This is a genomic window from Actinokineospora cianjurensis, assembly GCF_003663795.1.
GTDB lineage: Bacteria > Actinomycetota > Actinomycetes > Mycobacteriales > Pseudonocardiaceae > Actinokineospora > Actinokineospora terrae.
Window position 1 is genome coordinate 682,625 of record NZ_RCDD01000001.1, and the last position, 18,280, is coordinate 700,904.

Annotated in this window: 20 protein-coding genes and 1 tRNA gene; 10 read left to right on the forward strand and 11 right to left on the reverse strand. The window is 70.9% G+C overall.

The window, feature by feature from the left end:
* Positions 1-72 precede the first annotated feature (72 nt).
* A tRNA-Gly gene (locus CLV68_RS03145) sits at positions 73-145 on the forward strand.
* 46 nt (positions 146-191) lie between these two features.
* Here the strand turns inward: CLV68_RS03145 and CLV68_RS03150 are convergent.
* Positions 192-1,565, reverse strand: a complete 1,374-nt coding sequence (locus CLV68_RS03150) for a DUF2252 domain-containing protein (protein WP_121390931.1) — start codon at positions 1,563-1,565, stop codon at positions 192-194.
* A 191-nt stretch (positions 1,566-1,756) separates the two neighbouring features.
* On the opposite strand from CLV68_RS03150, the gene CLV68_RS03155 reads away from it, so the two are divergent.
* Complete coding sequence (locus CLV68_RS03155; RefSeq protein WP_246009834.1) at positions 1,757-1,999, forward strand: type II toxin-antitoxin system Phd/YefM family antitoxin; 243 nt, start codon at positions 1,757-1,759, stop codon at positions 1,997-1,999.
* Positions 1,996-2,256: a Txe/YoeB family addiction module toxin gene (locus CLV68_RS03160; RefSeq protein ID WP_121389086.1), complete on the forward strand. Its 261-nt coding sequence runs from the start codon at positions 1,996-1,998 to the stop codon at positions 2,254-2,256. Before CLV68_RS03155 ends, CLV68_RS03160 begins: the two co-directional genes overlap by 4 nt.
* Before the next feature lie 204 nt (positions 2,257-2,460).
* Here CLV68_RS03160 and CLV68_RS03165 read toward each other — a convergent pair whose 3' ends face one another.
* The 3 genes from CLV68_RS03165 to CLV68_RS03180 all read right to left on the reverse strand — a co-directional run bounded on the left by CLV68_RS03165 (position 2,461) and on the right by CLV68_RS03180 (position 5,895).
* Positions 2,461-3,840 carry an MFS transporter gene (locus tag CLV68_RS03165; RefSeq protein WP_121389087.1) on the reverse strand — a complete coding sequence of 460 codons (1,380 nt, stop codon included), beginning with the start codon at positions 3,838-3,840 and terminating at the stop codon, positions 2,461-2,463.
* Positions 3,841-4,126: 286 nt separating this feature from the next.
* Positions 4,127-5,029: a hypothetical protein gene (locus tag CLV68_RS33645; RefSeq protein ID WP_170224049.1), complete on the reverse strand. Its 903-nt coding sequence runs from the start codon at positions 5,027-5,029 to the stop codon at positions 4,127-4,129.
* Between the two features lie 53 nt (positions 5,030-5,082).
* Complete coding sequence (locus CLV68_RS03180; RefSeq protein ID WP_121389090.1) at positions 5,083-5,895, reverse strand: hypothetical protein; 813 nt, start codon at positions 5,893-5,895, stop codon at positions 5,083-5,085.
* A gap of 76 nt (positions 5,896-5,971) precedes the next feature.
* Between CLV68_RS03180 and msrA the strand changes: the two genes are divergently transcribed.
* From msrA to CLV68_RS03200, 4 genes are all read left to right on the forward strand, one after another.
* The gene (gene msrA, locus CLV68_RS03185) at positions 5,972-6,640 is read left to right on the forward strand and encodes a peptide-methionine (S)-S-oxide reductase MsrA (RefSeq protein WP_121389091.1); all 669 of its coding nucleotides are present in this window, start codon (positions 5,972-5,974) and stop codon (positions 6,638-6,640) included.
* Between the two features lie 80 nt (positions 6,641-6,720).
* The gene (locus CLV68_RS03190) at positions 6,721-7,317 is read left to right on the forward strand and encodes a hypothetical protein (RefSeq protein ID WP_121389092.1); all 597 of its coding nucleotides are present in this window, start codon (positions 6,721-6,723) and stop codon (positions 7,315-7,317) included.
* A gap of 14 nt (positions 7,318-7,331) precedes the next feature.
* Positions 7,332-7,526, forward strand: a complete 195-nt coding sequence (locus CLV68_RS03195; protein WP_121389093.1) for a hypothetical protein — start codon at positions 7,332-7,334, stop codon at positions 7,524-7,526.
* 39 nt (positions 7,527-7,565) lie between these two features.
* Positions 7,566-9,311, forward strand: coding sequence for a gamma-glutamyltransferase family protein (locus tag CLV68_RS03200; protein WP_121389094.1), 1,746 nt, complete (start codon positions 7,566-7,568; stop codon positions 9,309-9,311).
* Here the strand turns inward: CLV68_RS03200 and CLV68_RS03205 are convergent.
* Positions 9,308-9,826 carry a DUF1697 domain-containing protein gene (locus CLV68_RS03205; protein WP_121389095.1) on the reverse strand — a complete coding sequence of 173 codons (519 nt, stop codon included), beginning with the start codon at positions 9,824-9,826 and terminating at the stop codon, positions 9,308-9,310. The two genes, CLV68_RS03200 and CLV68_RS03205, sit on opposite strands and share 4 nt — an antisense overlap.
* On the reverse strand, positions 9,823-10,770 hold the full coding sequence (locus CLV68_RS03210; protein WP_121389096.1) for an oxidoreductase: 948 nt from the start codon (positions 10,768-10,770) through the stop codon (positions 9,823-9,825). The genes CLV68_RS03205 and CLV68_RS03210 overlap by 4 nt, the downstream gene beginning before the upstream one ends.
* Before the next feature lie 99 nt (positions 10,771-10,869).
* Here CLV68_RS03210 and CLV68_RS03215 point away from each other — a divergent pair, with 99 nt between their 5' ends.
* Positions 10,870-11,859, forward strand: a complete 990-nt coding sequence (locus CLV68_RS03215) for an aldo/keto reductase (protein WP_211346422.1) — start codon at positions 10,870-10,872, stop codon at positions 11,857-11,859.
* A 42-nt stretch (positions 11,860-11,901) separates the two neighbouring features.
* Positions 11,902-12,663 (forward strand): SDR family NAD(P)-dependent oxidoreductase, encoded by a 762-nt coding sequence (locus CLV68_RS03220; RefSeq protein ID WP_121389097.1) that lies wholly within the window; start codon positions 11,902-11,904, stop codon positions 12,661-12,663.
* 388 nt (positions 12,664-13,051) lie between these two features.
* Here the strand turns inward: CLV68_RS03220 and CLV68_RS03225 are convergent, their stop codons facing one another.
* The 5 genes from CLV68_RS03225 to CLV68_RS03245 form a co-directional block, all read right to left on the reverse strand.
* Positions 13,052-14,065, reverse strand: coding sequence for a copper resistance D family protein (locus CLV68_RS03225; protein WP_121389098.1), 1,014 nt, complete (start codon positions 14,063-14,065; stop codon positions 13,052-13,054).
* Positions 14,062-14,601, reverse strand: coding sequence for a copper resistance CopC family protein (locus CLV68_RS03230; RefSeq protein WP_121390932.1), 540 nt, complete (start codon positions 14,599-14,601; stop codon positions 14,062-14,064). Before CLV68_RS03230 ends, CLV68_RS03225 begins: the two co-directional genes overlap by 4 nt.
* A 12-nt stretch (positions 14,602-14,613) precedes the next feature.
* The gene (locus tag CLV68_RS03235; protein WP_121389099.1) at positions 14,614-15,381 is read right to left on the reverse strand and encodes a YcnI family copper-binding membrane protein; all 768 of its coding nucleotides are present in this window, start codon (positions 15,379-15,381) and stop codon (positions 14,614-14,616) included.
* Positions 15,382-15,442: 61 nt separating this feature from the next.
* Positions 15,443-15,979, reverse strand: coding sequence for a hypothetical protein (locus tag CLV68_RS03240; protein ID WP_147459866.1), 537 nt, complete (start codon positions 15,977-15,979; stop codon positions 15,443-15,445).
* Positions 15,980-16,030: 51 nt separating this feature from the next.
* Positions 16,031-16,489, reverse strand: coding sequence for a DUF6474 family protein (locus CLV68_RS03245; RefSeq protein WP_121389101.1), 459 nt, complete (start codon positions 16,487-16,489; stop codon positions 16,031-16,033).
* A 94-nt stretch (positions 16,490-16,583) separates the two neighbouring features.
* Between CLV68_RS03245 and CLV68_RS03250 the strand changes: the two genes are divergently transcribed.
* The gene (locus CLV68_RS03250) at positions 16,584-18,224 is read left to right on the forward strand and encodes a TM0106 family RecB-like putative nuclease (RefSeq protein ID WP_211346423.1); all 1,641 of its coding nucleotides are present in this window, start codon (positions 16,584-16,586) and stop codon (positions 18,222-18,224) included.
* Positions 18,225-18,280: the final 56 nt, after the last annotated feature.

Here is an 18,280-nt window from a genome sequence, read left to right on the forward strand (position 1 = left end):
AACGTACCCCCCGCTGCAACAGCGTGACCGGAGCCTAAGGTATAGTTCCCGTACCCAAGCAAGACTGGGTAGGCGGATGTAGCGCAGCTGGTAGCGCATCACCTTGCCAAGGTGAGGGTCGCGAGTTCGAGTCTCGTCATCCGCTCACGAATGATGGTGGGTGCTCATTGAGCACCCACCATTTTCGTTTGTCAGTCCTCGTGAAGCGCCGGGAGTTTGCCGGTGCGGACGGCGGCTAGAAGGTCTGCGTGGTCAGACTCGGTCTGATCTGCGTAAGAGGTCGCGTACTTGCCGATCGCCTCGTCCAGGTCCTCGCCGCAGTAGCCCGCCAGGAGCCTGGGGTCCACGGAGCGGGTGTGGGCGCGAGCCAACAGAGCCCCCGCGAAGCGGCCGTAGTCGTCCAGGTGGTCCCGCTCCAGCGTTGTAGGATCGATCTCCCCCTTGCGGTTCCTAAACTGCCGGACGATGTAGTGCCTACCGCCGACGGTGGTCCAACCGAGCAGGATGTCGGTCTCGGCCTGGACGAGCCGGGCGCCGTGGACGATGCGCTTGCCCTCGTGCTTGGCGGGTGCCAGCCCGAGGTGGTGCGCCAGCGCCGAGGATTGGGCTTCCTTCACCTGCAGCACCAGGGCCTCGTCGCCGTTGCCGTGCAGCAGCACCAGGTAGTTGCGCAGACCGACGCTGCCGGTGCCGACCACGCGGAACGCCACGTCGGACACCCCGTACCGCATGATCAGGTTCCGCCGGGACTCCCGCAGCGTGTCGACGTACGCGGGCAGGGCGCCGACGACGGCCTCCGCCACCTCGTCGTCGACCGAGGTGAGCACCGGCGGCTCGGTGACGAACCGCCACCGCTGGTCCGCGCCGCGCTGGGTCCACTTCGCGGCGACCCTCGCGCTGGTGTTCTTGCGGGCCTTCTTGGCCGCCTTGGCGAAGTCGTCCAGCAGCGCCTGGCCGTCGACCTTGGCCAGCACCGACTCGTCGCCCAGCGCCGACCACGAGTCGAGGAACGGCTGCTCGGCGAGGTGGTCGAGCGCCTTGCGGTAGGACCGCACCACGTCCTCGGCCGCCTCCCGGCACGACCGCTCGGAGAACCCGCCCTCCCGACCGGCCAGCACGATGCTCGTCGCCAGCCGCTTGAGGTCCCACTCCCACGGCCCCGGCACGGTCTCGTCGAAGTCGTTGATGTCCATCACGATCTGCCCGTCGGGCGTCCCGTACAGACCGAAGTTCGCCGCGTGCGCGTCCCCGCACAACTGCGCGTCCAACCCGCTGCGCGGCGTCGCGACCAGGTCGGCCGCCATCAGCCCGGCACTGCCCCGGAAGAACGCGAACGGCGACACCACCATCCGCCCGACCCGCAGCGGCACCAGGTCCTCGACCCGCCCCGCGTTGCTCGCCGCCACGAAGTCCACGATCGAGGGCCGGTCCGCCGCCAAGCGCACGTCCCGGTGCTCCTTGAGCCCCGTCCGCTCCCGCAGCGCCTTCCCCTGGGCGAACACCTCCCCAGGCTCCACCCACTGCCCCAAAGCCACCGCGGCCCGTGCCCGCGCCCGTTCACCCATGGCGCAGATCATGCCTGCTCATCGGCCCGGATTTCCCCCAACCGGCCACCACCGACTGGATCGCCCCGCCCTAGTCGGACATAGCGGGCGACCCTCCCGGGCCTGCCAGGTCACATGGGCAAACCCTTGCCCCAGCCCCGCAGTCGACGTACATTATTCTGTACGTCGAAGGGAGGGTGTCTGTGAAGACCATGAGCTACTCCGAGTCTCGCGCGAAGTACGCCGAGACCCTTGATTCCGTGGTCAACGACCGCGAGGAGGTCGTGATCACCCGCGCCGGGCACGAACCGGTCGTGATCGTGTCCCTCGACGACTACCAGTCACTCAAGGAAACCGCTTACCTGCTGCGGAGCCCTGAGAACGCGCGGCGACTGATCACGGCCATCGAGCGCCTGGAGTCCGGCGACGGCACACAGCACGACCTGGCGGAATGAAGCTGGTCTGGGACGAATACGCCTGGGCGGACTACGTCTGGTGGCAAACCGAGGACCGCAAGGTCCTCAAGCGGATCAACGACCTCATCAAGGACGTCTGCCGTCACGGCAACGAGGGGATCGGCAAGCCCGAGCCGTTGAAGCACGGCTTCCAGGGCTACTGGTCACGTCGCATCACCGATGAACACCGCCTGGTCTACAAGGTTGCGGACGACTCGGTGCGGATCGCCGCGTGCCGGTATCACTACGGTAAGTAGCACTCTCGCAACACGGTGTTGTTCGAACATTTGTGCACACTGTGGATAACTCCTGTGGATAACCTCGTTCCGGTGCCCACCCCCGGTGACTGCTGAAACAGGTTCAAAAGTTGCCCCCGAGCTGGGGAATCACCCGGTCTGGACGGTGCTTCGGGGGGCTCTGGGCGGGGTTGAGTTATCCACAGGTGGGGACAACTGGTGCGGTCAGGCGACGGCGGGGGTGGCTGTGGAGCGGCGGGTGAGGGTGAGGAAGGCGGTCAGGACCAGGGCGGTGAGGGCGGCCAGGAGCCAGAGGGAGAGGCGGAGGGCGCTGGTGTAGCCGTCGCCCTGGAGGGTGCCCGCGGTGCCGGTGGCGATGATCGAGCCGACGACGGCGATGCTGATCGTCTCGAAGGCGAGGCGGGAGGTGCCGAACATGCCGGAGGCGGTGCCCGCGCGGTCCGGTCCGGCGCTGCTCAGGGCCATGGCGTCGACCAGGCCGGTCGACAGGCCGATGCCCGCGCCGAGGGTGAGCAGCGGTCCGGCCAGCGACAGGGCGGTGCTGGCCGGGTTGATCGTGGTCAGCCAGCCAGCGCCCAGCGCCACCAGGGCGAGTGCGGCGGCGAGCACGGTGTTCTCCGAGGTCCACCTGGCCAGCGCGCCCGCGAGCAGCGGCAGCACCAGGATCGGCGCGGTCATCAGGATCAGCGTGGCCCCGGCCTGCGGCGCCGTCTGCCCGACCACCTCGGTCAGGTACGACGGCAGGTAGACCAGCAGCGGCACCATCACCGCCACGAACGCCGCCGCCGCCATCGCCGCGGCCAGGAAGCGCGGGGTGCGCAGCAGCTCGAAGTGGAACATCGGGTTCGCGACGCGCCGCTCGACCACGGCGAACGCCACCAGCAGGCCGACGCCGAGGACGAACGCGAGCAGCACCGGCGGGCTGGCCCAGCCCAGCGCGGGTCCCTCGATGAACCCGGTGATGACCAGCAGCAACCCGCCGGTGAACGTGATCGTCCCCGGCCAGTCGACGCCGGTCGCGGCCGGGTTGCGGGACTCGGGCAGGACCGGGACCAGGGCCAACGCCACCAGGCCGACCGCGGCGGGGAACCAGAACACCGCCTGCCAGCCGAACGCGCCCATGAGCAGGCTCGACACCGACGGCCCGAACGCGAGCCCGAAGCCGATCGTGGTGCCGAACAGGCTGAACGCGAGTGCCTTGGCCTTGCCGTCGAACGAGCCTGCCAGGATCGCGACGGCGCTGGTCGCGGCGGCGGAGGCACCGATGCCGGACAGGCCGCGCAGCAGGTCGAGCACCAGCAGGTTCGCCGCGACCGCGCTGAGCAGGCCACCCGCGGCGAAGATCGCGGTCCCCGCGGCGAACACCCGGCGCCTGCCCACGATGTCGGCCAGCCCACCGGCGGCGAGCATGAACCCGGCGAAGGTCGTGTTGTAGGCGTTGACCACCCACTGCACCGACGCCAGGTCACCGTGCAGGGCGGTGCGGATCTCGGGCAGGGCGATCGAGGCGCCGGTGAGCGTGATCGGGAACATCAGGACGGCGAGCAGCACGGTGGCGAGGGTGACCGCCTGGTGGGTACGCACCGGGCCAGTTTCGTTGTCAGACGAACTATGCGGCAAGAGCTTTTCCTTCCCCGAGCACCTCGTGCAGGACCGGCCGTGCCGGCGCGGTCGAAAGGTTGGGAGACGTGCTGGCCCACGCGGGCAGATGGCCGATCCTTGATCGTGTCCGCGCTCGACCTGTACGGGAGCTGCGGTTCACGGAGCTGCGGGCGCACATCGGCGCGGACAGCCAAACGCTCAGGCGCTAAGAGCCTTGGAGCGTGACGGGAGAGTCTCCCGAACGGTACCGATAACTGTGGAGTGGTCGCTAACGAGTTTGGGTGGTGCTGTCCGGGCTCGAGTAGCCCGCGCTCGCGGACTTGCTCTCGCCGACGCTCTTGCCCACGAAGAACGCGCCGGTCGCGATGCCCAATACCAGGATGATCGCGAGGATCACCAGCCACACGGTCTTGCCGCGGCCGGGCTTGGTGTCGGTGGCGAACACGTCCGCGTTCTGCGGCCACGCGGAGTTGCCCAGCTCGGGCACCTCCTCGCCCGCCCACCACGGCGGCGCGCTCTCCACCGGTCGCGGCTGGTTCCAGCCCGCGGGGACCACCGGGTGCTGCGGGGCCTGCTGTTGCTGGGGCTGCTGCTGTTGGGGCTGCGGCGGGAAGTTCGTGGTGACCGTGCGCATCTCGCTGCTCGACACGACCTGGGTGCGGTCGGCCTGCGGCTCGGCGGTGGCCGCCTGCTGCTCGGGGTTGCGCACGACCTGCGTGCGGTCGGCCTGCGGCTCCTGCGGGCGCACCGTCTGCACGGTCTGCGTCCGCTCACCGACCGGGATGCCCGGGGGGCGCGGGGTGTCCGGTGTGATCGCCGGGATGATGTTGGTCGCCTCGACCGCCGGGGTGTCGTCCTTCCACTTGAACGCGGGCGGGAAGGGGCCGTCGGCGGGCTTGTCCGCGACGACCGGCGGCGGGGGGACCGGAACCGGGGCGGAGATCGGCGCCGCGACGGGCGCGACCGGGGTGGGCGCCGGGGGCAGCGGGAGCTGGGTGATCGGCTCCGGGGCGGGCTGCACGGGGGTGGGCACCGGCTGGAGCGGCAGGCCGGTGTCGCCACTCGCGGCCTTGGCCAGCACGGCGTCCCGCCGGACGCGGTAGTCGTCAGAGGACAGGCGTCCCGCGGCCAAGTCGGCGTCCAGCTGCCTTAACTCTTCTTGCCAGGTCATCGCCGAGCTCCTCCACCGTGTGCTCGTACCCTACCCAATGTGACTCCGCGAGCTCAGCGGGCAGGTAACGCCAAGAGCGTGCGTGCTAGCACTGAGTCGAAGTAGGCCCGGAATGACACATCGTCGTCCTTCGAGGTGGCCGTGACCAGCACAGTCCAGGTTCCCGAGCGATAGACGGCGCGGTAGTGCTGTGTGCCGCCTTGGCCCGTGCGCACTATCTGTACGCCTTCTGGGGCGGTGTCGTTGGCCCAACCTGTGGCGGCGGCGTAGGCCAGGATGTCTTTAGCCCGATCAGGACCGCCGCCGTTGTCTAGAACGTTGACGGTAAGCGAGCGGGGACCGTCGGTAGAGGCGGCGTTCACGAGGCCAGAGCTGCCGACGTTGGGGACCTCCGGGCCATAGAGGCCGAGCTGGGGGCCAACGGAGACAGGTAAGACCGACGGCTGGGATCTGACCGTGCCGGGCAGCTTGGGTAAGCCCCTAGCGAGTTCGTCCGCCCGGTTGGCGGTCGGAGGAGGAGGGGCGGCTACCGGCGCGGGCTCAGTGGAACTGGAGAACCACCACACGGCCACACCGACCACCGCCGCCGCGGCCACCACACCCAGCGCGACCTTGCCCCTGCGGCCCTCCGACTCGACGAACAGCGACTCACCGTCAACGAAACGCCCCCGTTCGCCCAGCTCGAGCGCCCGCGCCGGGCTCAACTCGCGGCGCGGCAGGAACGCCGACGACGGGATCGGCACCCGCCGGGTCGTCCCCGACGCCTCGGCCAGCGCCTCGTCCCGCAACCGCCGGTGCTCGGCGGCGTCGATCTCCCCGGACGACAACCGGTCGTCGAGGTCGCGAAGGGTGTCCTGCCACTGCATGCGTTGGTCTTCCGCTCGCGGTCAGCTCGGTCCTGTCCCACCCGCACGGGTTGCCGTGGGTCTCTACAGTGGTGTCATGACGCTGTTCAGGCGGGACAAGACCCGTATTGTCGCAGCCGACCAGGCCCTGCCGGGTCGCCAGGAGCCCCTGGTGGTCCCGACGGCGCACACGGTGTACCCCGACCGGCGGATCGTGGCGCCGTTCCCCGAGGGCACACGCACCGCTGTGTTCGCCATGGGCTGCTTCTGGGGTCCCGAACGGGTCTTCTGGGCGGTCCCCGGCGTGTACTCCACCGCGGTGGGCTACGTCGGCGGGTACACCCCGAACCCGACCTACGAGGAAGTGTGCTCCGGCCTCACCGGCCACACCGAGGGCGTCCTCGTCGCCTACGACCCCGCGAAGGTCTCCTACGACGACCTGCTCAAGATCTTCTGGGAAGGCCACGACCCCACCCAGGGCCTGCGCCAGGGCAACGACCTCGGCAGCCAGTACCGCTCCGCCGTCTACTACGCCGACGACGAGCAGAAGAAGTCCCTCGAAACCTCCCTGGCCGCCTACCAGGACGTCCTCACCCGCGCGGGCTACGGCCAGATCACCACCGAAGTAGCCCCCCTCGGCGACTTCTACTACGCCGAGGACTACCACCAGCAATACCTGAGCCCCCAGAAGAACCCCAACGGCTACTGCGGCATGGGCGGCACCGGCGTCTCCTGCCCGATCGGCCTGGGCGTGCGGGAGAACTAGAACGACCCGCGCTGGGTGGTCGACGAGGCATCCCGACCACCCAGCCGATCCACCACTTTGCGTATAGGTACGATTACCGCGTGAAGTCCCAGGCGCTCCAGACCTGGCGAGTTGCTCGCTCAGCGCGACTGGACAACCTCCTCGCCGCCCACGCCCAGGTCAGTGGAGCGACTCCTGGCCGAAAGTGGGATACCGACGAGCTGAACCACGCGATCCTCCTACGCCTGGCGGCGGAGTTCCAAGGTTTCGCCCGCGACCTGCACGACGAGTGCGTTGATGCCGTCGTCGACGCTCTCGGTCTCAGCAACAGCAGGCTCGAGGACATCATCGGCATCGTCAACCTGCGCGCGAACCGCAAGCTCGACTCGGGAAACGCCAGCCCAGGCGGCCTTGGAACTGACTACGCCAGGCTCGGGCTGGCTCTGTGGGCAGACCTCCGGACCCGCTACCCGACCCGGGCCGTGAAGTGGAACCAGAAGCTGGAGTTGCTCAACACGGCGCGCAACGGCATTGCTCACGACGACGAGACAAAGCTGCAGAAGGTGCGATCCGCAGGCTGGCCGATGACGCTGCCGACCGCGCGATCGTGGCGAAGTGCGCTGGACGGCCTGGCTGGAGGCATGGACACTGTGTGCAGGACGCACCTCGACACGCTGTTGGGGCGAGCACCATGGTGACAGGAGGGTGGATCGTGGTCGACGGCATCGAAGTCGGTGGGCGGGTGATCGTGCCCTTCGGTCTGGGCGAGGTCGAAGGTGTGGTCGTGCGGGTTCGGGAGACGGGCCTCGGGGTGCGGGTGACCGTCGAACTGGTCATCGAAGGCGCCGATGAGCACCTGGTGACCACCTATCCGCGTGAGGCGATCACAGCCGTGTCGGCTGCGTGAGCGCTTCCCCGGGGGTGGGGGCGCTCGTATGTTGGGGGTGTGTTCACCACTCGGCCCGAGCTTGCGGGCACCTTCGGGATGGTTGCTTCCACGCACTGGGTGGCGTCCGGGGTGGGGATGGCGGTGTTGGAGGACGGGGGGAACGCCTTCGACGCCGTGGTGGCGGCTGGGTTTGTGTTGCAGGTGGTGGAGCCGCACCTGAATGGGCCTGGTGGGGAGGTTCCGGCGGTGTTCGCGACCGCCACCGATCCGGTGCCTCGGGTGTTGTGCGGGCAGGGGGTGGCGCCTGCGGGGGCTTCGGTGGGGTACTACCGGGGCCTTGGGCTTGATCTTGTGCCGGGGAGCGGGTTGCTGGCGGCGACCGTGCCCGGGGCGTGGGACGGGTGGTTGACGTTGTTGCGGGATCACGGGACCAAGCGGTTGCACGACGTGCTCGGGTACGCGATCGGGTATGCGCGGAACGGGTTTCCGTTGCTCAAGCAGGTGACGGCCGTCGTCGACAGGGTGCGGGGGCTGTTCACCGAGCACTGGCCGACGTCGGGGGCGTTGTGGTTGGGGGCCAAGGGGAGTCGGTTCGCGAATCCCGGATTGGCCGATACCTGGGAGCGGCTGCTCAAGGCGGCCACGGGGCCGACCCGGGAGGCCGAGATCGATGCGGCGCGGCGGGCGTGGTCGCAGGGGTTCGTGGCCGAGGCGGTGGATTCGTTCTGCCGCAATGCTTTCCGGGACGACTCCGGGCGGGACCACGCGGGAGTGCTGACCGGGCAGGACATGGCCGACTGGTCCGCCACCTACGAGCCCGCGACCACCGCCGACTTCGGCCAGTGGACCTTAGTCAAGTGCGGCCCCTGGACCCAGGGACCCGTTCTCCTGCAACAACTCCGCCTCCTGGAGAACGCGCAACTCTCCTATGTGGACGGAATCCCCACCGCCGACACCGTGCACACGGCCCTGGAGGCCACCAAGCTCGCCTTCGCCGACCGGGAAGCCTGGTACGGCGATGCGCCAGTCCCGATCGACGCCCTCCTCTCCCGCGAGTACGCCGCCGACCGCGCCAGGCTCATCTCCGACACGGCCTCGTTCGACCTGCGCCCCGGCTCCCCCAACGACCGCACCCCGCGACTCCCCCGCTACCCCACCGCCCCCGCCACCCTGTCCGGCGCGATCGGCGAACCCACCGTGCGCGCGGACGGCTCGACCAAGGGCGACACCGTGCACATCGACGTCGTCGACCGGTGGGGGAACATGATCTCGGCGACCCCGTCCGGCGGCTGGCTGCAGTCCTCGCCCACCATCCCCGACCTGGGCTTCTGCCTCGGCAGCCGGGCGCAGATGTTCTGGCTCGACGAGGGCCTGCCGAACACCCTCGCACCCGGCAAGCGCCCGCGGATCACCCTCACCCCGAGCCTCGCGCTGCACGAGGGCGTCCCCCGCCTCGCGTTCGGCACCCCCGGCGGCGACGGCCAAGACCAGTGGCAGCTGTGCTTCTGGCTGGCGCACACGGTCGGCGGGCTCAACCTCCAGGAAGCGATCGACGCCCCCGCGTGGCACTCCAACGCCGTGCCCAGCTCGTTCTACCCGCGCGACTTCGTCCCCGGCGAGGCGCACGTCGAGTCCCGCCTCGGCCAGGAGACACTGGCGGCACTCGAAGCGCGCGGCCACTCCGTGGTCGACGTCGGCCCGTGGACCCTCGGTCGCCTGTCCGCGGTGTCCCGCGACCCCGACGGCCTGATGCGCGCCGCCGCCAACCCGCGCGGCATGCAGGGGTACGCGGTCGGGCGTTAGAGCAGGTCAGCCAGCTTCGTCACGGTGTTGAAGTTGCGGGCGGTCACCACGACGCCCCACTTCTTCTCCACGACCGGGACGACCAGCGGCGCGTTGCTGATGCCGTCCGGGCACCACTGGTAGATCACCCGGTCGCCCACCCGCACCCGCTCCGGGTCCAGCGTGACCGGGTCGAACCCCGGCGATTCCGGCACCGACGACACGAACGCGGCCACCATCTTCGACCCGTTGTCGGCCTCGGCGAACGGGTTGCCCGCGAGCACCGCCCGCAGCTCATCGCCGGTGCGCACCAAGCACCGTGTCGTCAGCCCGACCTCGGCGAGCAACGCCCGCTCGACGGCCTGCTCCACGTCCGCCGCGGCCGCATCGGTGCGCAACACGGCGTTGCCGCTCTGCAACAACGTGCGGACATCCGCATAACCGAGCCCGGTCAGCACCGTGCGCAGGTCCGCCATCGGGAGCTTCGAGCGCCCGCCGACGTTCACCCCGCGCAGCAGGGCCGCGTACGCGGTCATCGCGCGGCGAGGCCGAAGGACAGCTCGGTCAGTTCCTCGCTGGTGTCCCACAGCCGCTTCGCGAGCTCGCGGTCGCGCGCCGACTCCAGCGGGTGGACCACCGTCGGGTAGCCCTTCTGCTCCTTGCGGCCGTCCGGCCCGATCAGCTGACCGCCGTCGACGTCCTGCGACACCGCGGCGTAGAGCTGCGGCAACGCGCCCATCTCGGCGTCCTGCGCGGCGAGCCGGTTGGACACCTTCATCGCCAGCTTCATGATCCCGGTCGGCCCGGCCGACTGCAGGTTCGTCGCCGCGTAGCCGGGGTGGGCGAGGACGCTGGTGATCGGCACGGTGTTGAGCCGCAGCCGCCGGTGCAGTTCGAGGCCGAACACGACGTTGGCCAGTTTCGACTGCGAGTAGTAGCCCGTGCGGGAGTACTTGTGCTCGCCGTGCAGGTCGTCGAAGTGGATGCGGCCGCGGCGGTGCAGGAACGAGGTGACGGTCACCACACGCGGGTCGGCGCCCTGCGACAGCACGTCGAGCAGCCGGGCGGTGAGCGCGAAGTGGCCGAGGTGGTTCACGGCGAACTGCAGCTCGTAGCCCTGCGCGCTGGTCGTGCGCGGCGGCATCATCACGCCCGCGTTGTTGACCAGCACGTCGACCTCGTGGATCCCGGCCGCGAACACCTCGACGCTGTCGAGGTCGGCCAGGTCGAGCACCCGCGTCTCGACGGTGGCGTCCGGGTGCTCCGCGCGGATCCGCTCGACCGCCTCAGCACCCTTCTCCGGGTCGCGGGCGGCGAGGACGACCTGGGCACCCTTGCCCGCCAGCGCGCGGCAGGTCTCGAAGCCGAGGCCGCTGTTGCCGCCGGTGACGATGAAGGTCCTGCCGTCCAACGCGGGGATGTCGGCGGCGGTCCAGCCGGGGGCGGTGACCCCCGGCTCACCCTCTGGTGTCGTGCTCATGGGCACAGCCTGCCTTACCGGGGTCACCCACACAGGGCGCGGTCCACGTTACATCCGATGTCTGGCTCACACGCGCTCTCCCGCCCTATCGTCAGCGGTGTGGAGCTCCGTCACCTGGGTGAGTCAGGACTGGTGGTCAGCGCCGTCGGTCTTGGCTGCAACAACCTGGGCCGACCCGGCACGGCCGCCGAGTCGCTGGCGGGTTCCCGCGAGCTGGTGTCCGCCGCCCTCGACGCCGGGGTGACGCTGTTCGACGTCGCCGACGTGTACGGGGCGCCGCGCGGGCGCAGCGAGGAACTGCTCGGCCAGGCCCTGATCGGGCGGCGCGAGAAGGCCGTGGTCGCCACCAAGTTCGGCCTCGACATGCAGGGCGTCAACGGGCCCGACTTCGGCGCGCGCGGGTCCCGCCGGTACGTGCGACGAGCGGCCGAGACGTCGCTGCGCAGGCTCGGCACCGACTGGATCGACCTCTACCAACTGCACCGGCCGGACCCGGGGACGCCCGTCGAGGAGACGCTGTCCGCGCTCGACGACCTGGTCCGCGACGGGCTGGTGCGGTACGCGGGGATCTGCAACGTGCCCGCCTGGCAGTTGGCGGACGTGTGCTGGACGGCGCGCACCGAGCAGGTCGGGCCGGTGGTGTCCGCGCAGACGCACTACTCGCTGCTCGAACGCGGCGCCGAGACCGAGTTCCTGCCCGCCTGCGCCCGGTTCTCGGTCAGCCTGCTGCCGTACTTCCCGCTGGCCAACGGCCTGCTCACCGGCAAGTACGCGCGCGGCGAGACCCCACCGGACGGCAGCAGGCTCGCCGGGCGGCAGCGATTACTCGCCGACGCGCCGTGGGACCGGATCGAGAAGCTGCGCGCCTTCGCCGACGAGCGCGGGATCGGCATGGCCACCCTCGCCATCGGCTGGCTCGCCGCCCAGCCCACCGTCGGCTCGGTGATCGCGGGCGCCACCACCCCCGAACAGGTGACCGCCAACGCGGCGGCCGCGACCTGGCGGCCCAGCGCGGACGACCTGGTCGCCATCGACGGCATCTGCCGCGTGCGCCACAGTGCGGTGGGGCAGGCGCTGAACGGGCGTTAACCTCAGCCGCGGAGCACACCGCACGGGCGAGAGGAACGCACAATGCAGATCGACGGGTCCGCGGCCATCGTCACCGGAGGCGCGTCCGGCCTCGGCGGCGCCACCGCCCACGCCCTCGCCGCGGCGGGCGCCACGGTGTACGCGCTCGACCTGCCGTCCTCCATCGCCGCCGCCCCCGCAGTCGACGGGGTGACCTACCTCGAGGCCGACGTGACCGTCCCGGCGCAGGTCAGCGCCGCCGTCGAGCAGGCAGCCGGTGGGTCGGCGCCGCTGCGGGTCGTGGTGAACTGCGCGGGCATCGGGCCGTCGGCGCGCATCCTGTCCAAGCGCGGACCGCACGACCTCGACCTGTTCCGCAAGGTCGTCGAGGTCAACCTGATCGGCACGTTCAACGTGGTCACCCTCGCCACCGCCGAGATCGCCAAGACCGAGCCGGTCGACGCGCACGGCCAACGCGGCATCGTGATCAACACGGCGTCCATCGCGGCCTACGACGGCCAGATCGGCCAGGCCGCCTACGCCGCGTCCAAGGGCGGCGTCGTCGGCCTCACCCTGCCCGCCGCCCGCGACCTCGCCAGCTCCGGCATCCGCGTCGTCACCATCGCCCCCGGCATCATCGACACCCCCATGCTCGCCACCGTCAGCGAGGAATTCCGCGCCGCCCTGGCCGACGGCGTCCCCTTCCCCAAGCGCCTCGGCACCGCCGACGACTACTCCGCCCTCGCCCTCTCGATCATCACCCACGACTACCTCAACGGCGAGGTAATCCGCCTCGACGGCGCCCTCCGGATGGCCCCCCGCTAGCCCTCAGGACACAGGCGCGCGGGTCAGGATGACGGCGAAGCCGAAGGCCAGGCCCATGATGGCCAGTTCGAGTCCTTCCCAGGTAACCAATGCGGCTGGAGACATCAACAGGTGACCGCCTACGAGTGCGTGTACCTGCAGCGGTAGTGGCAACTGTCCCAGCGAGTGCGGGAACGCGGGCGCGGCGCCCAATCGCGCCGGGTGAGGCGATAGCCGGGTGAGGCGATAGCGGCAGGGTCGTCGTGCACGGGTGACGGATTCGGATCGTCGGGAGGGCGGCCGCCTGCCGAACCAGCACAAGTACATGGCCGGGGCTAGCAGTTCATCGTGGGCGTTCCGTCGAGCCTTCCGCACCGTTGCGTGTTGCCCGGGCAGGCCCACGGCTAGGTCAGGACACAGGCGCGCGGGTCAGGATGACGGCGAAGCCGAAGGCCAGGCCCATGATGGCCAGTTCGAGTCCGGCCCAGGTGACCAGTGCGGTGGGGCGGTGGGCGGCGATGGCGGGCATGAGGTGCCAGCGGATCTTGGCGCCGAAGGCGGCTAGGGCTATCAGGCACGCCGTCTTGAGTAGGACGAGTACGCCGTAGCGGGTGCTGATCAGGGCTTCGAGCAGGGGGATGTTCGGGTTCACCACGAGTTCGACCGCGCCGTTGAACACGCCGGTGGCGGTGACGACGATCAGGCAGATCGTGGCGAGTTTGGAGAAGCGGGGTAGGGCGTGGGCCAGGAGGGTGCGGTTCGCGGCGAGTAGGACGGCTACCGCGCCGAGGCCGCCGGTCCAGGCTGCTGCTGACATGACGTGGAGTTCCATCGAGATCATCGTCAGGTCGTGCCAACGCCAGTTGGTGGCGTGACCGGTGACCGGTAAGGGCAACAGCGCGAACAGCGACACCGCCGCGCGTAGTTCGGCTGGCACCGACTCCCCTACGCGTACCGACCACAGAGACAAGCCGAAGCTGAGTAGGGCGAACGCGGCGACGAACAGCAGGGCCTTACCTGCGCCGACGGTGCCCACGTAGTCCCACACCGCCGCGGCTGACACGTTGGTGCCTGGCCGGAGTTCTGCGGTCTGCAACACCAGGGCAACCAGCGCGGCCACCGCCCACACCAGCGCGCTGAGCATCGCGATCCGCCGCGCGCCCGCGAGCACCGGCTCGGCCAGCTTCGGCCGGTCGAAGCCGATCAGCAGCGGCAGCAGGCAGAGCCCGACCGTCACCACCGCGGCCATGTCCAGCAAGACCCGCACGAGCGGGAGACCCACCCGGACCACCACCGCCGGATCCGGCAACCCGGGGACCGGGTCCGCCGCGGTCACCGCGAGGCCGACGAGGACGCCGACGATCGAGGAGACCACGAGGACCGCGGCGAGTCCCGGGTAGGTGGTGGTCCGGGTGGCGGTCACGTCTGGTCGCCGCCGACCCGCAGTGCGAAGAACACGCCCGCGCCGAGCAGGACGACCGCGCCCGCGATCCACACCCACACCGGGACGCCGCCGTCGTCGGAGTCGGCCGTGGCCGGGTCCGCACTGGCGGCGATCTCGTCGGCGGGTGCCGGGGTGCCGGTGCCCGCCGCGGTCAGGGTGAACTTGATCTCGCCGGAGACCGAGTGGCCGTCGGCGGAGAGGATGCGGTAGCCGACGCGGTAGTCACCGGCTGGGCCGAGCGGTCGCATCGCGACGGACACGACGTTGCTGCGGACCGCCGCCTTGCCGCTCTGCCACTGGCCCTTGCCGTCCGGGCCGACCACGACGATCGTGTTGAGGTTCTCGCCCGCCTGCACCGGCTGGTCGAAGGTCAGCTCGACCGAACTCGGGCCGGTGCCGACCGACGCCTTGTCCGCGGGGGTGCTGGACACGAGTTGGTTGTGCGCCAACGCGGGTCCGGCGAGGCTGACCGTGGCGACCAGGGCCACCGCGAGCGCCGCGAGGCCACGGCCCAGTGCGCGCATCGGCTACTTCCCCGCCTTCGCGGCGGCGACCGCCTTGCGCGCGCGGAGGGTCGCACCGGCACCGAGGCCCAGGCCGAGCGCGCCGACGACGAGACCGGCACCGCCGAGCCAGCGGGCCGTGTTGTCCGACCCGGTGGCCGACGCCGCCTCGGTGTGGCCGGTCTTGGTGTCCGAAGTGGACGCGGGGGCGACCGCCGCGTGGTCGTCGCCGCCCTCGCTCTTCTTGGTCAGCTTGATGACCGGCGCCGGGTGCTCGGGCTCCTCGGCACCGGCGGCGGGCGGCGGGGCGTCCCAGGAGACGACCTTGCCGCTGTCGTAGGTCTGGATCGCGGGGATGACCAACTGGTCGGTCTCGGGCAGCGCGCCGCCGGAGAGCTCGAACTCGGCGAACTCGCCGGGGCCGATGCGGGTGCCCGCGGCCGCGGTCCAGGTGACGGTGCTGACCGCCTCGGTGATCTCGGTGCCGTGCGAGGTGATCGGCTTGTCCAGCTTGGCCTTGGTGATCACCGCGGACCACCCGGCCTGCGGCTTGGTGCGCAGCGAGGTGATCGGGGCCTCCTGCGGGAAGCGCACCTCCAGCTTCACGGTGCCCGCGGTGGCGTCCTCGTTGGGCACCCGGAAGGTGATCTTGGTGTAGCCGCCCTGCACGGCGGGCTCGCCGATGATCTTGGCGGTCACGTGGGCCGAGGCCAGGCCAGGGGCGAGCAGGACAGCGGAACCGGCGACGGCGAGCACGACACCCGCGCGCGCGGCGAAACGGTAAGTCGACATAGCGATGTATCTCCTGAAGTGAGGTCGAGTCAACGCGACTCGTGAGGGGGTGCGGGGACTTTCAGGAGAGGACCGGGGGGCCGCGCCGTCCGCAGACGACGCGTAAGACGACCGCGAGCAGGTGGTCGACCAAGGCGGCGACCGGGATGCTCGGAAGAGGGGTGCTCGGCGCGAGGCTGACCACCAGGGCCCGCACGATGCCCGAGATCGCGGCGGCGACGGCGGTGAGCGCGCTACCTGCCACGGTAAGCAGCACGCCGTTGACCAGCGTGGCCGCGATGTGGGTGGCCAGCATCAGACCGCTGGGCACGACCGGGGTGTGCACATGTCCGTCATGCGAGACCGCGATGTCGGTGAGAAGCACGTGCAGGCAGAGCTGACTGACGCCGAGCAGTGCAAGCGTCGCGAGGAGACCACCGCGGCGGTCGGCCAATGCCGTGCCCGCCCAGGCGACCAGCGCGGTCAACGCCAAGGTGACCGCCGTGTCGGGGACCCCGCCACCGGCCATGCCGTGCGCGGAGATCGCCAGCGCCGTGCTCGACCCGGCCAGGAGCACGCCGCGCACCACGCGGGGCGGACTCACTCGACTGGGGCGCACAAACCAACAGCGTAAGCGTGGGGTCCAGAGGTCTCGACCACAGTCCGGCCGTCAGACGCCCAACGCGGTGAGCACCTGGTCCTCGAGGCGGGCCAGTTCGGTGTTCACGGCCCGGTGCGCGGCCCGCCTGCGCGCGGTCGGCATCCGCTCCGACGCCCGCACCGCGGCCGCGAGCTGGCGCAACCGGTGCTCGGCGTCCTCGGCGAACGCCCGGTCCTGCGCGCTCGCGTCGGACTTGGTCCGCAGCTCGGCGACCGCGTTGGCCGCACCGGCGATCCTGGCGTGCAGCGCGCCGCCGCGGCCGGAGTAGTGGCCGAGGTCGTCCACCGAGACACCCAGCTTGCGGGCCTTGCGCCGGTCCCAGCTGTCGCGGACCACCGCGGCCGACCGCACCAGGTACGGGGTGACCACCGGCAGGACGGCGGGCGCGATCACCTTCGCCACCGCGATCGCGTTCTTCGCCTTGCCGGGCGTGAACCGGGGCAGCTCGACCGCCTTCTTGCGCGCCATGCCCTGAACCTACTTGCCGTGCTCGACGCGGGCACGCCGACCTGCTGATCGGGCGGTACCTGGATCATCCGCTCGCGCAACTAAGCTGCGCAGTGTGACTACTACGGTGCTCCTCGACGCCGGCGTGGTGAGCCGCTGCAGGCGTCGTGTGCACCTCGAGCACGACCCGGCGATGCGCGACGCGCCGCGCGGCACCCCCGACCCCACCTCCGAGCTGCGCAAAGCCGACGCGACCGCGCACCGGCGGGCGGTCGCCGACCAGCTGGCCGCCCGGTTCGGCGAGCGCTGGCACGAGATCCCCACCGGACCGGACGTGCGCTCGGCCGAGCGCGAGGCCGCGACGCTGGCCGCGCTCACCGAGGGCCGCGACTTCATCTGGGGCCCGATGCTGCCCCGCGACCTCGTGGCTGGTCGGCGCGGGAGCATGGACATGCTGGTCCGCACCGCCACCGGGTACGTGCCGGTGCTGGTCGTCCGGCACAAGGTCACCGACCCCGGGTCCGGCGCGCGGACCTCACCGCTCGACGGGCTGGCCGATGTCGGGGGGACGCCGGACAAGAGCCGCAAGGTCCGCCCGCAGCCGCGTGACCAGCTCCGGCTCGCGCACACCCGCCGCCAACTGCAAGCCGCCGGGTTCTCCGACGACCGCAACGCCTACGCCGGGGTCATCGGCCTCGACGGCGACGCCGTGATCTGGCACGACCTGCAGGCGCCGACCTGGCCGGGCGGGCGGACCGCGCTCGCCGAGTACGACACCCGCTTCGCCGACCGCATCGCCGTCGCCACCGCCGCGGCCACCGGTGAACCCGCGCTCGCCGAGCCGTCGCGCATCGTCGAGTGCCGCAGCTGCCCGTGGTGGCCGGTGTGCGAGGCCGACCTGCTCGCGACCCGCGACGTCAGCCTGGTCGTGCGCGGCGAGGACGCCGTCATGCTGCGCGCGGGCGGGGTCACCTCGGTCGACGCCCTGGCCAGGGTCGACCCGCACGACAACGACGTGCCGCTGGTCGGGATGCCGGTCGCGGACGCGGTCGGGTTGGCGCGCGCGTGGCTGGCCGACCTGACGGTCGTGCGGCGCAGCCAGGACATCGACGTGCCCCGCGCCGACGTCGAGGTCGACGTGGACATGGAGAGCTTCGGCGACGCGGGCGCGTACATGTGGGGCGTGCTGCTCTCCGGCGCCGACATCGGGGAACCGCGGGGGTACCGGGCGTTCGTGAGCTGGGAGCCGCTGCCGACCGACGACGAGGCCCGCTCGTTCGCCGAGTTCTGGGCGTGGCTGAGCGGGGTCCGCGCGGCCGCCGCCGAGCGCGGGCTGAGCTTCCGGGCGTACTGCTACAACGAGCTCGCCGAGAACCGCTGGCTGCTGTCCTCGACCAAGCGCTTCGCCACCTTCCCCGGCGTGCCGCGCAAGCGCGAGGTGCTGTCGTTCATCGAGTCCGACCAGTGGTTCGACCTGTTCGGCAGTGTCCGGCAGTACTTCCTGTGCTCGCACGGCAAGGGCCTCAAGACGATCGCCCCGGTCGCCGGGTTCAAGTGGCGCGACCCGGAGGCGGGCGGCGAGAACTCGATGCGCTGGTACCGCGACGCGGTCGGCCTCGACGGCGGTGAGCCCGACCTGCCGCAGCGCAGGCGGCTGCTGGAGTACAACGAGGACGACGTGCGCGCGACCGCGACCCTGCGCGCGTGGATGACCTCGCCCGCGGTGCGCGAGATCCCGTACGTGGGCGACATCTGAGCACTCGCACCCGGTCGGCCGCTCGCATACGGTGGTGCGCATAAGCGAGTGGACGA

Coding starts and splice junctions, on each gene's coding strand:
- CLV68_RS03150 (WP_121390931.1), bottom strand. CDS start 1,565: ATGGGTGAACGGGCGCGGGCACGGGCCGCGGTGGCTTTGGGGCAGTGG.
- CLV68_RS03155 (WP_246009834.1), top strand. CDS start 1,757: ATGAGCTACTCCGAGTCTCGCGCGAAGTACGCCGAGACCCTTGATTCC.
- CLV68_RS03160 (WP_121389086.1), top strand. CDS start 1,996: ATGAAGCTGGTCTGGGACGAATACGCCTGGGCGGACTACGTCTGGTGG.
- CLV68_RS33645 (WP_170224049.1), bottom strand. CDS start 5,029: ATGACCTGGCAAGAAGAGTTAAGGCAGCTGGACGCCGACTTGGCCGCG.
- CLV68_RS03180 (WP_121389090.1), bottom strand. CDS start 5,895: ATGCAGTGGCAGGACACCCTTCGCGACCTCGACGACCGGTTGTCGTCC.
- msrA (WP_121389091.1), top strand. CDS start 5,972: ATGACGCTGTTCAGGCGGGACAAGACCCGTATTGTCGCAGCCGACCAG.
- CLV68_RS03205 (WP_121389095.1), bottom strand. CDS start 9,826: ATGACCGCGTACGCGGCCCTGCTGCGCGGGGTGAACGTCGGCGGGCGC.
- CLV68_RS03210 (WP_121389096.1), bottom strand. CDS start 10,770: ATGAGCACGACACCAGAGGGTGAGCCGGGGGTCACCGCCCCCGGCTGG.
- CLV68_RS03220 (WP_121389097.1), top strand. CDS start 11,902: ATGCAGATCGACGGGTCCGCGGCCATCGTCACCGGAGGCGCGTCCGGC.
- CLV68_RS03235 (WP_121389099.1), bottom strand. CDS start 15,381: ATGTCGACTTACCGTTTCGCCGCGCGCGCGGGTGTCGTGCTCGCCGTC.
- CLV68_RS03245 (WP_121389101.1), bottom strand. CDS start 16,489: ATGGCGCGCAAGAAGGCGGTCGAGCTGCCCCGGTTCACGCCCGGCAAG.